This window comes from uncultured Virgibacillus sp. (assembly GCF_947495635.1).
GTDB lineage: Bacteria > Bacillota > Bacilli > Bacillales > Amphibacillaceae > Virgibacillus > Virgibacillus salarius.
Window position 1 is genome coordinate 24,159 of the sequence record NZ_CANMAB010000002.1, and the last position, 14,987, is coordinate 39,145.

The following is a 14,987-nucleotide window of genomic DNA, read 5'->3' on the forward strand; positions in this document are numbered from 1 at the left end:
AGGTTGTACTAGAATGAACTTTCTTAACAACTGCTTCAGATGAATTTAATAAGACAGTAGAGCAGCAAAGGGATTGGATAGAAAATGTTTTGCATAATGATAAAGAAACTATGTATTTCTTGCTAATTTACCAGATGAAGTTCATATTCATACTCCCTTAAACACTGACGAAGGTATATTAGAATGGAAGTCAATCAATTGGATATTAGATTATGATAATAGGGGTGTAATGAGCAACTTAAAAAGATATCTACCAAGAGTATTGGAAGATGAGAACAATTTAGAGCATCCATTTACTTATGATAATCATACTATAATCGATTACTCAACTATTATACTTAATGAAGATGATACTAATAAACTATGTGGTGAAACGGGCCATTATGTGGAGTAAGGATAAATTACAAAATGCTTTACGAGGGGAGATACAATTGAAAGTTAGGTTATCGGAGTATGATGAAAATTGGAGTAAAATGTTTGAAGATGAGGCTCAATTTTTGGGCGAAGTGTTGGGTGATGAAATAATCAGGTTTGAACATTTTGGGAGTACTTCCGTCTTAGGGATGAATGCAAAGCCTGTTATTGATATGATGTGTCTAGTTAAAGACATTGAAAAAATTGATATGTTCAATGACCAAATGCGCTTACTTGGATATGACGTTGCTGGAGAATGGGGCATACAAGGTAGACGATTATTTCGCAAAGGGGGAGAGAAGAGAACCCATCATATCCATGTTTACCAGTTTGATAATCCCCAAATTAAACGGCATTTAGTTTTTCGGGATTATTTAAGAACCCATCCCAAAGAAGTTGAGCAATACAGATGTTTGAAAGAAGAATTGGCTCAACGATATGACGATACAGCTTACTACAGCAAAGCTAAAAAACTTTTCATAAAAGAAATGGAACAAAGGGCATTGAAGTGGTTTGAAGAACAGGGAAAGTAGCAACTGTTCCAGAAAAGGGTGCTTTTCCGGAATAAGAGTCAGTGGTCATTTTCATTAAAGGGCCATTTTCTGGAATATGGGGATTGTGGAATTTATAGCACTTTGAAATAATTGTTATTAAAGGGAAATCTCCAAATTAAGAAACTAAAAAAAGGGTGAGATTATATGTTTCCTACATTAGAGACAGATAGACTAGTATTACGAGAATTAACAAATGAAGATGCAGAAGGTATTTTTGCTTGTTTTTCTAACGACGATCTAACACGTTTTTACGGACAGGAAACATTGAAAAGTATTGAAGAGGCAGAAAAATTCGTAGACTTCTTCTCAAAAAACTATAGTGAAAAAAGAGGCATACGATGGGGTATTGAGCGAAAAGGAACCAACGGCATAATTGGAACAATTGGCTTCAATGCTTGGTCTCCAAAACATAAACGAGCTGAAATTGGTTACGAAATTCACCCAGAACAGTGGAGAAAAGGATACATTTCAGAAGCTGTATCTAAAGTTCTTTCATATGGTTTTGATCTTATGGGTTTAAACCGTATAGGTGCTGTTGTATTTATTGAAAATGATGCATCGAATAAATTATTAGAAAAAGTAGGTTTTCAAAAAGAGGGAGTTTTAAGAGACTATATGTACCAGGGTGGAAAAGCATATGATACATATGTTTATTCCCTTCTTAGGAAGTAATCTTCCGGAATCGGGTGCTTTAATGGAAGTAAGAAGCGCCTTGATTTCATTATCGGGCCATTTAATTGAATAATTTATTGTTAATTAGGCTTTGAGAAGGTGAATCGAAAAAAATGAGGTGGGATGAAATATGTTCGATGCTGGTTGGCTTAACATCGGCAGTTTGATACTTGGATTAGTAGCTTGGATAATTCCTATTGTTAGTCTTTTGGGAAATAAAAACCAAAATAATAAGAAATGGGTCACCCTTTCTATCATCAGTTTCAGCGCTTGTGCAATCGCTATATGTTTACAAATTTTTTTCAATCTTCATTTGGTGAAAATTGAAGATTGGGCTGCCTTGATGGATACAATAGGCGCTGTGGCCTTTCTTTCAGCAGTACTTGTTGTTGTCACCATTTTACTAAATGTATTTACGTTGATTTTATATCGAGATAAAGCTGCATAGTAAGACAATCGGGCGCTTTTCGGAATAAGGGTCAGCGCTCATTTTCATTATCGGACCAGTTTGTTGGAGAAGTGATTTTCATTTCCCAATTAAAAATCATAAGGAAATATAAACGGAGGAAATAGCATGATTGTAGTTAAAAGAGGATTGCCAGAGCATGTTGAAGGAATTTCTAAAGTTTTCCGAAGGTTGGCTGGACACATATGAGGGTATTAGAAGTCCAGAAAATATAAGAAGGAATAAGGAGACATTTTATAATTATGACCGTATACTTCATGAGTTAGATGAAGTGGACGGTTGGGACGGCTATTTTGTAGCACTTGACCTTGACAATAGTGAGATCAATTAAGGTAAAAGGAAATGGGAACTGGAGAATCAATGGCGAGAAGTAGAATTCTATACTAAGGAAGAAGATCATTTCTTTATTTATATAGAAAATAAGAATATGGTGCATCACTTAAAATCAGGTAGTAAAACTGATGAAGTGGAAGATTTCTTAAAGGTTATAGGTTTAAATGAAAAAGTGTAGGTTTAAGTATCGGTTTACAGTTTCCTGCAATCGGGCTATATCCTGAATAAGCACTTAATTAATCGGGCCAGATTACTGAGAAAAGAAAATGAATCGCTTCCATGTTTTCTGAAAATTATGGGAGGATATAAATACTGTGAACACAGTTTATTTAGAATTTAATTGACCTTAAAAAATAGCGCGCTACAAATATATTGAAAGGTGCAAAAACATGATTAAAAATCAACAATTTGTAATCAACAATTTTGAAGAAAAATTAAAAGTATTTACGCATGCAGTTAGTGGGGAACTTACAAGTGAAGAAGATTTCGTCATAGCGAATACAAAAGTCCCCACTGATACATTCAATGTATTATTACCAAAATCTCCAACTATCAAAAATGCAGTTAAGATTAGATATGGAATCGATAATTTTTCTTTTAAAGGATATCCCTTTAGTACTTGGATTGATGCTCAATTTTTAAACGATGAATGGAAAGAACTTATGCAAGAATATGACCTTAAAGAAACAGAACGTAATGTAATGATGAAACTTGAAAATACGCTTAATGTTAGTCAAAGTAATTCCCATCAGCTTATAATTACCCCTGTGAAAAGTAATGAAGAACTTATGAAATATAAAGAGGTTTTTATGAGCCTATTTGGAGGTTCACCAGAAAAAGATGCATTAGAAAGTTATTTTAATAGGTTTTCACAAGAAAAATTAGGTGTAGAAGTTCAAATGTTTATTGGATGCATAGGTGAACTGACTGTAACTACTGGTTTATTAATAGAAAGCAAAGATAGTTACGGTATTTATGATGTGATGACAAAAGAAGCATTTAGAGGTAAAGGTTTTGGCAGCGAAATGTTTCAATTTCTTTTAAATCAAACAAAGGATAAACAAAAACCAGTTGTATTACAGGCTTCAGATGATGGGAAAAGTATCTATAAGCGATTTGGATTTATAGATGTCGGAGAAATGGTAGTATTTGAATAAGGGGTTTTCTTATTAAGTTAAAGGGCGCTTTTCTTAAATAAGGAAAGCGCCTTCTTCATAAAAAGAACCATATTGTAGAATAAAATTGAAGAGTCAGTACAGCCAAGTTCTATTATAGGAAGAATTTCTTGAAAATTACTAAATAAGATTGGCGGAATTAAAAACATGATTAAAATTAAAAGGTTGATAGATTGTACAATAGCTGAAGCTGTAAAATCTTGGAATGAAGGTTTTGCGGGGTATTATATTGATACGACAACGACTCCTGAAAATCTTATAAAAAGGATGGTCAATGAAGATCTTTCACCTTTATTATCTATAGTAGCCTTTAAAGATAACCAACCTATAGGAATTGTAATGAATGGTGTAAGAAAGGTTAAAGGAAAAAAAGTTGCCTGGAATGGAGGAACAGGTGTTGCTAAGGAATATAGAAGCAAAGGAGTTGGAAAAATATTAATAGAGTCAACTCTCTCTATTTTAAAAGAAGAAGGAGTAGATCTAGCAACACTTGAGGCAATAAGTAATAATACTAAAGCCATTTCTCTATATAAAAATATGGGCTATTTAATCTATGACAATTTAGAGTATTTAACACTCAAGGGAAAGTTATTACAAAATCCGATTAAAGATTCAAATAGAAAATATAATGTCGAACGAGTAGCACCTCAGCAAATAGGTCAACTTCTGTTTTATAAAACAATGAATCCTTGGCAAACGCAATGGCAAAGTGCCAAAAATGGTGAAGGGATCATCGTCAAAGATGATAGTGGAAATGAACTTGGCTATGCTTATTATCAAAAAATATTTAATTCTCAAGGGAGACATCTAAGTACTATTTTGTTTCAGTGTGAGTCGAAACCAGACCTGACAGATAGTGAGGAAATTGTCTATTTTATGTTAGGGGAGGTTTTTGGAGATTTTAAGGATGATATCATTCGAACAATTCCTAATTTACCGATTACCAAAAGCGAATTACCTCTTACCATTTTGAAACAGATTGGATTTCAAACAATAGCTCAACAGGTTTACATGACGAAAGAAATGTAATCATTTTTTCTCAGTTTGATGTAGAAGTATGTTAACAAATAATATTAGAAGAGAAAGTAAAAGATACTAGATTAAAATTTTTTTGGGGAGGAAACAAATTATATCTACACCATACATATAGGTAATTATAACATTATTAGTTACGCTTACAGTGCTTTATATGACTGGGCTCATACGAATGGGGATCAATTTGATGGTCCTTTTATTGATTATGGCTAAAATATACAGCTCAGAAGTTCAAGTTTTTTCTGAACGTACTGTTTACATTTTATCCAGTGTAATCGATTTCTTCTTAGCATTATCTTTAATTACAAATAATTGGGGATTCTTTTTATTAAGTTTACTGCCAGTTTTTATAAATGTAATTTTTGCGTTTTTTACTAAGAAAAACAAATATATAAAAAGATTCAATCAAAGTCATTCCGAAAATATAAAGCCACAGTAATTCAGGAAGTGTATCTCGGGAATCATAACATTTACATTATGCCGCAACGGGCGCAGTTGTTGAATAAGTAGTGTTCTAGAATTGGGCCATTTGATTGAGTAAAACAAGGGGGACGATTAATTTGTATTTCCCATCCAAGAAAGACAATTGGTTAGCTTTAATAATTTGGGGAGTAACACTTTTAATGGGCTGGCAGATGATAACTTATAAAAGCGTAGTAAGCTATATTATAGGTTTGCTAATAATTTGTCTGCTTTTATGGTTGTGGTTTGGAACTGGTTATAAAATTGAAGAAGGACTTATTAAAATCAAATCAGGCCCATTTAGAAGCACAGTGAAGATTAATGAAATAAAAAGATTGAATGCTACAAAAAATCCATTGGCAGGACCTGCACTATCCATTGATAGAATAGAGATTATTCATCGGAAATATGATATAGCGATAGTCTCTCCAAAAAATGTAGCCGAGTTTATTCGAGTTTTATTAACTGAAAATCAATATATTCAGGTCGACAATAATCTTTCCAACGACAAGAATAATTAAGGTAAGACTATTCCAGAAAAGGGCGCGCTTCGCTTCTTGAATATGTGTGTGCTTCAGAGCTGGGTCATATTGTTGTATAATTTCGTGAAATATTGGGGGAACTGATATGAACTTTATTGAATCGATAGACCAGTTTTTAATGCAATTGGTCATAGTCCCTATTGTAGTAATTGGATTAGGTGTTTTGTCAGCAGTTACTACTAAAAGAATCTTTGTCGGACCTTTAGTGACATTAATTCTTAATTTGTTGTATGAAGTATGGTATGCAAAATATTATTATCCTGATTTGGAGATTAGTTTCACATCTTGGAATATATATTTTCCAATTATATCTCTAGTTATTTCTGGAATCTTTATATCAGCAAGGAAAACGAAACCAAAGGAGTCTCATTGAAAAATTAATAACAGGTAACACTTAGGTCACCTATCTGGAATTGCGCCTCAATCGGGCCATATTGTTATAGAAATGCTTATCCACATCTACGATTGTAGAAACCGAGTTTCCTTTTTTTCTTCAGTTAAAAGCCTAGTTAATGATTGTTTCTACTCAGAGATCTTATAACCGTACTCCAGAATAGGTCGCAGTTGTAGAATAAGAGCTGCGCTTCTATAGGTCCCATAATGTTTAATAAAATGAAACCTTTCATAAGAGCAGTCGTATTTCAATTAAATGCTTTATTTCAGGAGGGGTAATTTGAAACTTATATTTTATTTTTTCATCCTAGCTTTGATTGTATTTTTAAATATTGGTCTTTATTTACCTTTTTTAAAAGGCGATGAAGAAGATATTTGTAGTAATATAAACCGCTTGAAGAAATATAAGTGGTTTCAAGACCTTTTAAATAATAAAAACTATAAAGAACTAATTGTTTATGATAAAGATGTGCGTAAAGTCATTGGAAAGTTCAGTGGTAATAAAATTGATAGCAAACTTTTTCAGAATATATACCGAAAAAAGCTGCATAACACTTTACATCAAAAATCAAACCGTTTGGCTTAATAATAATGAAACATTCATTAATCGGGCGCGATTCTGGAATAAACAACTGCGTCCTGTGTTTAAGAAAAGGGGCAGATTGCTTAAGAACATGGAACTGTTTAGGAAAGAAAATGTGTTTACAATAAATGTAATTTTTTATGACCAAAGGAGAGGGTTTCTTGAAAGCTAAATGCCTTAAATTCAATGAATTTGGCAACCCCCAAGAAGTACTTAAAGTTGAATATAAAGACATTCAACCCCCAAAAGAAAACGAGGTTCTTGTACGCATGGTAGCTAGACCAATTAACCCATCTGATTTAATACCGATAAGGGGTGCTTACTCTCACAGAATTTCTTTACCAAATATTCCGGGTTATGAGGGAGTTGGAATTGTCGAAAACGTAGGTTCCTTGTTATCTCAAAATCTTATCGGCAAGCGGGTTTTGCCTATAAGGGGAGAAGGTACTTGGCAGGAGTTTGTTAAAACATCAGCAGAATTTACAGTGGCAATTCCAGATTCTATTGATGACTTTACAGCTGCGCAAATGTACATAAATCCAATTACAGCCTTGGTCATCTGTACTCAGGAGTTAGGATTAAGACCAAATGATATCCTCTTAGTCAATGCCTGTGGTTCATCTATCGGGCATATTTTTGCCCAATTATCTAAAGTGCTGGGCTTCCGGCTAATTGCGATAACTAGGAATGATGAGTATTCAAAGGATCTAATAAGGCTTGGTGCTTCTTATGTAATTAATACCTCTATAGATCCATTACGTGAAACAGTTATGGATTTATCTGGTGGGTTTGGGGCCGATGCAGCTATTGATTCAATTGGGGGATCAGTCGGTAATGATCTAGCTTTTTGCGTTCGTCCTGAAAGTACTTTTTTAACCTTAGGTCTTTTATCAGGAATCCAAGTAGACTGGGCTAGGATTACAAATGAGGCAAAAGTGAACGCAAAGTTATTTCATTTGCGGCATTGGAATAAAAGAGTCTCAGCCGATGTTTGGCAGGAGACATTTAACCATTTAATAACATTGGTTAATGGTAAAAAATTAAGGCTTATGAGACCTAAATCATATCACAGTTTATCGGAAATACAGGAAGCTGTTCGGATTGTTGAATTATCGAGGGGAAATCAAGGCAAAGTGATTTTAACGAACTGATAGGACTGCTTATTCCGTTAACGGGCGCTTTTCCGAATAAGGGTCAGCGCTCATTTTCATTAAAGGGCTATTTAGTTGAATAAAGACAAAATTGACTTGACAAAAAGACTAATTGAGTAATACTCTTAACCCCATTTAGTCTAATTAGACCATTGCAAACAAAGAAAGAAGGTTTTTCGATGAAATCTATATTATTAATCGGACAATCAAATATGGCAGGCAGAGGATTTATTGAGGATGTACCGCCAATTTATAATGAGTACATACATATGTTGCGAAACGGCAGATGGCAAATGATGGCAGAACCGCTTAATTTTGATCGTCACGTATCTGGTATTGGGCCGGCAGCCTCTTTTGCTCAGGCATGGACAGAGGATCATCAGGGCGAGTCCATTGGGCTAATAACCTGTGCCGAGGGAGGAAGCTCTATTGATGAGTGGTCAATTGATGGACTATTAACAAGACATGCGATTTCTGAAGCAAAATTCGCTATGGAAACAAGTGAAATAGTGGGAATTCTGTGGCATCAAGGAGAAAGCGACAGTTACGGAGAACGTTATCAGACGTATGAAGATAAATTGCTTTCATTATTTAAACACTTGAGAAAAGAATTGAATGCACCAGATATCCCGATTATTATCGGTGAATTGGGCCATTACCTTGGAGAGGTCGGATTTGGAAAAAGCGCTGTAGAATATAAACAAATAAACCAGATATTATCTAAAGTAGCTCATACCGAAAAAAATTGCTATATTGTAACATCAAAAGACTTAACAGCAAATCCAGATGGCATTCATATTGATGCAATCTCCCAAAGAAAATTTGGATTAAGATACTATGAAGCTTTTTCAAAACAAAAGCATGTTTTGGATATTTTGGACATAGAGCATGAATGGATTGAAAAGGAAGCAAAACGAGAACTAACTAAAAATGAACGTATATTTGTTCAAAGTATGAAGTTTGCCTTAGGACAATTAAGTTTTGAGGAGTTTTCTATGAATGTCTCCAATATTAATGAAAGCAAGTAAATTCTCTAATGTAATAATGCTTCACTTCTAAAAATGTCTTATCATGAAGAAATTGCTTAATTTCTATAGGATCGTGTGTACTCAGATATAATTTTGATTCTCATGTAAAACCATTATTTTACATATCATTTAAATGATGGTTCTTTATTTAAATTCATGTTAAAATATTTCTATTGCATTACTTTAATGTAACGTTAATATTACAATTTTGATAGGGCCTTCCCTTTTTTAGAGAGGATATATGATATGTGTGGATTTGTAGGTATGTTATTTGATACTCCAATGGAAAGATCTGAACAAGATATTGCGCAATTTAAGGAACAAAATAATATTATAACCCACCGCGGTCCGGATGAGGAGCAATATTATTTTGACTCCTATGTATCATTTGGGTTCCGCCGATTAAGTATTATTGATATAGAGAGTGGAACACAACCATTAAGCTATAATGATAAGCAAATATGGATGGTTTTTAATGGGGAGATTTATAATTATTTAGAACTTAGACAAGACCTGATTAAAGAGGGTTATCACTTTGACACTGATTCAGACACAGAAGTGATTGCAGCTTTATTTGTTAAGTATAGAGAGGAGGCATTTAAATACTTAAGAGGAATGTTTTCTATTCTAATCTGGGATAAAGAAAGGAAAGAATTTTATGGTGCAAGAGATCCATTTGGAATTAAACCGCTTTTCTATTATGAAAATGATTTAGGGACATGCTTTGCCTCAGAGAAGAAAAGTATCTCATTAATGATGGAAAAGGAGGAAGTAAATCTAGATGCATTACAACACTACTTCAGCTTTCAATACGTCCCAGAACCAATGACATTGTCCCGTAGGATAAAAAAGGTAAAACCTGGTCACTATTTTAAAAAGAAACCAGGTGAATCAATTGTATTTACTCAATATTGGCATGCTACATTTCAGCCAGTAACTAAGGACAAACATGATTGGATAAAACAAATTCAAGATGTAATGTACGATTCGGTGAATAAGCATTTGCGTAGCGATGTGCCGGTAGGATCATTTTTGTCTGGAGGGATTGATTCAACCTTAATTGTTTCTATTGCGAGGGAATTCAATCCAAATATTAAAACATTTTCAGTAGGATTTGAGCGAGAAGGATTTTCCGAAATGGATGTAGCTAAAAAAACTGCAGATAAATTAAATGTGGAAAATATAGCTACAATTATTTCTCCTGAAGAATATATAAATAGCCTACCAAAAATAATGTGGCATATGGATGATCCATTGGCTGACCCCTCTTGTGTGCCACTTTATTTTGTGTCAACGGAAGCAAGTCAACATGTAAAAGTAGTTTTATCCGGAGAAGGGTCTGATGAACTATTTGGTGGCTATAATATATACCGTGAACCGGAATCCCTAAAGGTATTTGATTCCGTTCCAGCACCTGTAAGAGGTTTGCTAGCTAAAGTTTCAGCTGTTTTACCTGAAGGTGTAAAAGGTAAAAGCTTCCTGTATCGTGGTACAACTCCTTTACGTGACCGCTATATTGGAAATGCTAAGATGTTTGAAGAAGAAGAAAAACGAAAACTATTAAAGAAATACAACGACCATGTACAATATCAGCAAATCACTGAATCACTATTTGATAATGTAGAGGAATATCCATTGGTAAATCAAATGCAATATATTGATATTAATACATGGATGCGTGGTGACATACTATTAAAAGCAGATCGAGTAACAATGGCTAATTCCCTTGAATTACGCGTGCCTTTTTTGGATAAAGAAGTCTTTCAGGTTGCTAGGCAACTTCCTGTTGATATGAAAATTGCTAATGGTACAACAAAACAGATTCTCCGAGAAGCTTCTCGTGGGATTATTCCTGATCATGTACTTGATCGTAAGAAGTTAGGCTTCCCAGTACCTATTCGCCATTGGTTGAAAAATGAATTGAACAGTTGGGCTAAACAACTTATTCGAAACAGTGAAACAGATCATTTGCTACACAAGGATTACATTTTACAATTACTTCAAGCGCATTGTCAGGGAAAAGTTGATTATAGCAGGAAAATTTGGACAGTTCTTATGTTTATGGTGTGGCATCAGAACTTTATAGAAGGAACATTCAAAAAGGAAGATATTCAAAAAATGGAACAAGAAAAGAAGTGCTGGTATACAGCTGAAGGTAAGACAACTTGTATCAATATGTAAAACAAGAATCGAAGATTGCTAGCAGTAACCATTTATCTATGGAAAGTATTATGGATAGGTCATCGAAAAAGCAAAGCCCCCACTATCTTTTAGGAAGGGGCTTTAACTTTTAACTTAAAAGCAGTCAAACTACTTTGATAATTGGTATGAAACAATAGGGATACCATGTTCCATTAATTTTCTTGGCTCGAGCCTGTTCGTAAATCTGAAAGGAGAGATTTGATATGGAAAATAGTACGGAACGCCAAATCTTAGAGGAGTTAAAAAATATAAATAAATCATTACAGCATAGGAGCAATAAAATAGATGACATGGAAAACGGTGGCAAACCACTCTTCATTATAGGAGATATATTAAAATCATTGTTCATTGGAGTTCTTATCGTTGGTCCAGCTATAGCAGTTGCAATAGTAGCTTTTCAAGTTATTAGTGGTTGGCTATTTAATTAATCATTTTCCTTATATAACTATTAATAAATAGCATATTACATTTTAGTTTTTGGGGGAGATATTATTGAAAGTACTTAGACTTGTGTTAGCTATTATTGTAGTTTCATTATCAAGTTATGGTTTGATAACGGATACATCTGAAGTAATAATTCCTTATATATTATTATTTTTAGGGACAATGCTCTTTGTTACAGGCATTATTGAATTTAAAAAACGAAAGCCAACTGCCATTACGCTTATGCTTGCATCTGGTTTTAGCTTTTTTGTTACAATCTATACTTTAATAAGCTAACAGTGCTAGCATTGCATAAATGTTGCACCTCGATTGAAACTCAGTGTTTAACAAGGAGTGATAAATTCAATGCCTATCTGTCAAAAGTGCAATAACAAGTGGAGCTGGAAACAAACCCTTAAGAAGATGTTTACATTGGATACCGGAATGACTTGCCCCTATTGTAGAGAAAAACAATATCTAACACAAAAGTCAAAAAAGAAAGCAGGGCTTCTGAATTTTTTCGTTCCTCTACCACTATTATTTAATATTTTCTTTGATATTCCTGGAATTATCTTGCTTCGTTTATTTCCTGTTTTGTTCTTTTTGATTATGTCACTTCATCCGTTTTTAATAAGACTAAGCAATATAGAAGAAGACTTTAATTTTTTTGAAAAATAAAGCAACCGACCAAGCTCTTCCCGAAGGCATAAGAATGAGCGTGTTTTGCTTTGCTATCATCTTTTATGTAGCACGGTGCTGGATAATTTATGTAAAAATGTTTTGACATAAGCAAGTCTTTTACGATACAGTAAATGGAAAGAATTTTTGACATTTTTAGAAGGTGATAGCATTGTTAGTAAAATGGACGGTTCCGTTTTTGGTTGGATTGGCTGTGTTTTTTATTATAGGCTGGGTTACTGGCACGGATGAATATGGTGGAGTTAAGACAAAGGATGATGAGCGTTCGCAGTTGATTAAACAAAAGGCAATCGTAAACAGTTGGTTACTGCTAATTGTATTTTTTATTATTAATTTTGTTTTTGACTTTTTTAACTTAAATGATGAGCGTTTAGCAATGGTAGAGTTTGAATATCCAGGCTTATTTTACTTTTTTATTGCGATTATTAGCTACTTTGTATATTACTGGATTTATAGACGGCGGATGAGTGGAAATGGAAAATAAAATTACAAAGCTTCGGAAAAACTAAGGGTTCACACAAGATCGTTAGCAAAAAAATGTAATGTGTCAAGGCAAACAATTAATGCAATTGAAAACGACCGATATGACCCTACACTGCAGCTTGCGTTTAAAATAGCAGCTGTTCTTGGTACAACTGTAGATGATGTTTTCAAAAAATAAGCTACCTCTATCCTGAAACATGAAGGGTACCATTCTCACATAAGAAGGTGACTTTCTAAATCGAGCCAGCTTGTTTAATGATTGTTACTGGAGTATTCAACAAAAAACATAGCGTTTCAGCCTCTAGTCTGAAGCATTTGATTATTAATAATTATATAATCCATTTACGAACGATTTAACGAGGTGGATTATTATGATAAAAGTGAAAAAAGCATTAAAGCACCCATTACTAAGTTTTGTTAGTACAAGCTATGTAATATTCTTTGTATTTTTTATATTTATCGGGATAAGTATGATTTTTGGAGCACCTAGTAGCATAACAAACCTCTTGCAAATCATCTCTGCATGGTCACCAACCTTTGCCTTCGTTATTTTATTTAGAAAGATCTATCCGGGTTTAAAGTTAAAAGACTTTGTAAAGGACCAATTTTCTCCCAAAATTAGGTTTTCCTCTCTTAGTACCATGGTGATTATTCAGGTTATGATTATCGCTGTGACTTTATTTCTTCTAACCATTACAAACGATACTCAAAACTTGGCACTATCCTTTACAGGTCTTGGATTATTGTTCTTTGCATTCTTAGATAATTTAGTAAGGGGACCTTTAGGTGAAGAATTAGGTTGGAGAGGATATGCTTTAAATGAACTTCAAAAAAAGTACTCTCCCTTGAAATCAGCCCTATTAGTAGGCGTTTTATGGGGATTTTGGCATACCCCACTATGGTTTGTCTCAGGCTATACTGCAGTCAATTTAATCAAGTACATCGTACTTTTTATGATTGGAATTATATCTTTTTCAATTATTATGACGCTGTTCTACAACCTAAATAAGAACCTAATGATACCAATTATTTCTCACCAACTATTTAATTTTTCTCTTGTGTTGATAAAAGGAGAATTATTAGATATTTTGGTATATGTTATGCTTGCTTATTTTGCTTTCGCAATTATATTAATTATAATAAATCCGAAGGAAATTCTATACAAGAAAACCTAGGTTAGTGATAAAGCTGAGGCGTGTGAATAATTGAAAGCGTGTGGAACACTTTGGAACATTTGCTTCTTTCAATTATTAGCGGTCATAAGAGGCGATGGTATTCTAGCACGAAGTTTATTCTGTTAACGGAGTAGGAGTTGAAAATCACTATTTCTAACAGGGATATATTATTATCTATCTGAGCTTATAACATTTGCGATTGTTAAAACGTTAAACTTTACCCGAATCCTTTTTTCCCCAATCAGCCCAATAAGATTTGAGCCTTCTCTTTATTTTTCCTATAACGCCAGGATTTTAATAATTCTTCTACATATATCATGCCGAAATTACATAAACGATTCACTACTATTTATTACTTCACAGTATGCTACAAATAGATTGCATCTTATTTTTGAACAAAGAAAGGAATTTTTTAATGATAGTAAGAAATGACTTTATCATTATTACCGGAGGACCAGGATCTGGAAAAACGACCCTGTTGCATGAATTAAAGAAACATAATCAATCGTTTGTTCCTGAGGTTGCAAGGGAGATTATTAAAGCACAGCTTGCTTCGAATGGTGATGCTCTGCCTTGGGGAAATGTAACAAAATATCGTGATCTCATGCTAGTTCAATCCATAGAAAGTTATCTTTCAGCATTGACGAATCCTTCTAGCCAACCCCTATTTTTCGATCGGGGCATTCCAGATACGCTTACCTATACATATTTAATAAACATTCCTGTTTCGGAACAGCTTGACTACGCCGTCAAAAGCTACAGGTATAATAAAAAGGTATTTATTTTACCACCTTGGAAGGACATATACCAAAATGATGATGAGAGAAAACAAGATTATGAAGAAGCGGTCGTAACTTATCAAGCTATGTTTAGGATTTATGAGCAACTTGATTATGAGCTTATTGAGGTACCAAAAATAGGGGTGAAGCAGAGAGCAAGCTTTGTCCTTAAGAATGTTAAATCATGAAGGTAATTGTTGTAATGGCCGTGCTAATTGAGTCGTGTATCCTTCGAAAGTATTTCGTAGCTAAAATATCTCTTCCTGTATTCTGCTATGACTGTTAATAAGCATGAACCATACTAGAAAAACAAGCTTTTTTTGTATGAGAAGTTTGATAGGAATTGCTACTTTGGGAAGGAAAAATACGAATCCTGCTAGCTACAATACATTACTTTCCCAATCTTACAAAGTGCCCC

Annotated in this window: 20 protein-coding genes and 1 pseudogene; all 21 read left to right on the forward strand. The window is 33.9% G+C overall.

The genetic code is table 11. The features are described from left to right. Window positions 1-109 precede the first annotated feature (109 nt). Window positions 110-394 (forward strand): annotated as a pseudogene (locus tag Q1A47_RS00720) (hypothetical protein); the annotation flags it as partial. 37 nt (window positions 395-431) lie between these two features. After that, window positions 432-947 carry a GrpB family protein gene (locus Q1A47_RS00725; RefSeq protein WP_166529767.1) on the forward strand — a complete coding sequence of 172 codons (516 nt, stop codon included), beginning with the start codon at window positions 432-434 and terminating at the stop codon, window positions 945-947. 165 nt (window positions 948-1,112) lie between these two features. Next, window positions 1,113-1,640, forward strand: coding sequence for a GNAT family N-acetyltransferase (locus tag Q1A47_RS00730; protein WP_166529768.1), 528 nt, complete (start codon window positions 1,113-1,115; stop codon window positions 1,638-1,640). Between the two features lie 130 nt (window positions 1,641-1,770). After that, window positions 1,771-2,088 carry a hypothetical protein gene (locus Q1A47_RS00735; protein WP_166529769.1) on the forward strand — a complete coding sequence of 106 codons (318 nt, stop codon included), beginning with the start codon at window positions 1,771-1,773 and terminating at the stop codon, window positions 2,086-2,088. 157 nt (window positions 2,089-2,245) lie between these two features. Next, window positions 2,246-2,437, forward strand: coding sequence for a hypothetical protein (locus Q1A47_RS00740; protein ID WP_026681585.1), 192 nt, complete (start codon window positions 2,246-2,248; stop codon window positions 2,435-2,437). Between the two features lie 391 nt (window positions 2,438-2,828). Next, a complete protein-coding gene (locus Q1A47_RS00745) occupies window positions 2,829-3,596 on the forward strand; it encodes a GNAT family N-acetyltransferase (protein WP_026681584.1) in 768 nt (255 codons plus the stop codon). 165 nt (window positions 3,597-3,761) lie between these two features. After that, window positions 3,762-4,643 carry a GNAT family N-acetyltransferase gene (locus Q1A47_RS00750; RefSeq protein WP_026681583.1) on the forward strand — a complete coding sequence of 294 codons (882 nt, stop codon included), beginning with the start codon at window positions 3,762-3,764 and terminating at the stop codon, window positions 4,641-4,643. 211 nt (window positions 4,644-4,854) lie between these two features. After that, window positions 4,855-5,088, forward strand: a complete 234-nt coding sequence (locus Q1A47_RS00755) for a hypothetical protein (RefSeq protein WP_299629766.1) — start codon at window positions 4,855-4,857, stop codon at window positions 5,086-5,088. A 121-nt stretch (window positions 5,089-5,209) separates the two neighbouring features. Further along, entirely contained in the window at window positions 5,210-5,632 is a 423-nt protein-coding gene (locus Q1A47_RS00760) for a PH domain-containing protein (RefSeq protein ID WP_026681581.1), read from the forward strand. A gap of 106 nt (window positions 5,633-5,738) precedes the next feature. Next, window positions 5,739-6,026 carry a hypothetical protein gene (locus Q1A47_RS00765; protein WP_026681580.1) on the forward strand — a complete coding sequence of 96 codons (288 nt, stop codon included), beginning with the start codon at window positions 5,739-5,741 and terminating at the stop codon, window positions 6,024-6,026. A 300-nt stretch (window positions 6,027-6,326) separates the two neighbouring features. Next, on the forward strand, window positions 6,327-6,632 hold the full coding sequence (locus tag Q1A47_RS00770) for a hypothetical protein (RefSeq protein ID WP_026681579.1): 306 nt from the start codon (window positions 6,327-6,329) through the stop codon (window positions 6,630-6,632). Window positions 6,633-6,790: 158 nt separating this feature from the next. Further along, entirely contained in the window at window positions 6,791-7,780 is a 990-nt protein-coding gene (locus Q1A47_RS00775) for a zinc-dependent alcohol dehydrogenase family protein (RefSeq protein ID WP_166529770.1), read from the forward strand. A 179-nt stretch (window positions 7,781-7,959) separates the two neighbouring features. Further along, entirely contained in the window at window positions 7,960-8,808 is an 849-nt protein-coding gene (locus Q1A47_RS00780) for a sialate O-acetylesterase (RefSeq protein ID WP_026681577.1), read from the forward strand. A 246-nt stretch (window positions 8,809-9,054) separates the two neighbouring features. After that, window positions 9,055-10,989, forward strand: a complete 1,935-nt coding sequence (asnB, locus tag Q1A47_RS00785) for an asparagine synthase (glutamine-hydrolyzing) (RefSeq protein ID WP_166529771.1) — start codon at window positions 9,055-9,057, stop codon at window positions 10,987-10,989. Window positions 10,990-11,213: 224 nt separating this feature from the next. After that, a complete protein-coding gene (locus Q1A47_RS00790; RefSeq protein WP_121605591.1) occupies window positions 11,214-11,438 on the forward strand; it encodes a hypothetical protein in 225 nt (74 codons plus the stop codon). 64 nt (window positions 11,439-11,502) lie between these two features. Continuing rightward, entirely contained in the window at window positions 11,503-11,730 is a 228-nt protein-coding gene (locus tag Q1A47_RS00795; RefSeq protein ID WP_026681575.1) for a DUF3953 domain-containing protein, read from the forward strand. 69 nt (window positions 11,731-11,799) lie between these two features. Then, window positions 11,800-12,111, forward strand: coding sequence for a TIGR04104 family putative zinc finger protein (locus Q1A47_RS00800; protein ID WP_166529772.1), 312 nt, complete (start codon window positions 11,800-11,802; stop codon window positions 12,109-12,111). 163 nt (window positions 12,112-12,274) lie between these two features. Beyond that, window positions 12,275-12,616 carry a hypothetical protein gene (locus Q1A47_RS00805; protein ID WP_281948873.1) on the forward strand — a complete coding sequence of 114 codons (342 nt, stop codon included), beginning with the start codon at window positions 12,275-12,277 and terminating at the stop codon, window positions 12,614-12,616. 60 nt (window positions 12,617-12,676) lie between these two features. Further along, complete coding sequence (locus Q1A47_RS00810) at window positions 12,677-12,793, forward strand: helix-turn-helix transcriptional regulator (protein ID WP_080668688.1); 117 nt, start codon at window positions 12,677-12,679, stop codon at window positions 12,791-12,793. A gap of 193 nt (window positions 12,794-12,986) precedes the next feature. Next, window positions 12,987-13,790, forward strand: a complete 804-nt coding sequence (locus Q1A47_RS00815) for a CPBP family intramembrane glutamic endopeptidase (protein ID WP_034679140.1) — start codon at window positions 12,987-12,989, stop codon at window positions 13,788-13,790. A 415-nt stretch (window positions 13,791-14,205) separates the two neighbouring features. Then, window positions 14,206-14,757 (forward strand): AAA family ATPase, encoded by a 552-nt coding sequence (locus Q1A47_RS00820; protein ID WP_026681571.1) that lies wholly within the window; start codon window positions 14,206-14,208, stop codon window positions 14,755-14,757. Window positions 14,758-14,987: the final 230 nt, after the last annotated feature.

Bases quoted from the DNA above. Each gene is read 5' to 3' on its own strand.
- Q1A47_RS00800 (WP_166529772.1), top strand. From the start codon at position 11,800: ATGCCTATCTGTCAAAAGTGCAATAACAAGTGGAGCTGGAAACAAACC.
- Q1A47_RS00820 (WP_026681571.1), top strand. From the start codon at position 14,206: ATGATAGTAAGAAATGACTTTATCATTATTACCGGAGGACCAGGATCT.
- asnB (WP_166529771.1), top strand. From the start codon at position 9,055: ATGTGTGGATTTGTAGGTATGTTATTTGATACTCCAATGGAAAGATCT.
- Q1A47_RS00755 (WP_299629766.1), top strand. From the start codon at position 4,855: ATGGCTAAAATATACAGCTCAGAAGTTCAAGTTTTTTCTGAACGTACT.
- Q1A47_RS00790 (WP_121605591.1), top strand. From the start codon at position 11,214: ATGGAAAATAGTACGGAACGCCAAATCTTAGAGGAGTTAAAAAATATA.
- Q1A47_RS00780 (WP_026681577.1), top strand. From the start codon at position 7,960: ATGAAATCTATATTATTAATCGGACAATCAAATATGGCAGGCAGAGGA.
- Q1A47_RS00740 (WP_026681585.1), top strand. From the start codon at position 2,246: ATGTTGAAGGAATTTCTAAAGTTTTCCGAAGGTTGGCTGGACACATAT.
- Q1A47_RS00745 (WP_026681584.1), top strand. From the start codon at position 2,829: ATGATTAAAAATCAACAATTTGTAATCAACAATTTTGAAGAAAAATTA.
- Q1A47_RS00815 (WP_034679140.1), top strand. From the start codon at position 12,987: ATGATAAAAGTGAAAAAAGCATTAAAGCACCCATTACTAAGTTTTGTT.
- Q1A47_RS00730 (WP_166529768.1), top strand. From the start codon at position 1,113: ATGTTTCCTACATTAGAGACAGATAGACTAGTATTACGAGAATTAACA.
- Q1A47_RS00735 (WP_166529769.1), top strand. From the start codon at position 1,771: ATGTTCGATGCTGGTTGGCTTAACATCGGCAGTTTGATACTTGGATTA.
- Q1A47_RS00765 (WP_026681580.1), top strand. From the start codon at position 5,739: ATGAACTTTATTGAATCGATAGACCAGTTTTTAATGCAATTGGTCATA.
- Q1A47_RS00750 (WP_026681583.1), top strand. From the start codon at position 3,762: ATGATTAAAATTAAAAGGTTGATAGATTGTACAATAGCTGAAGCTGTA.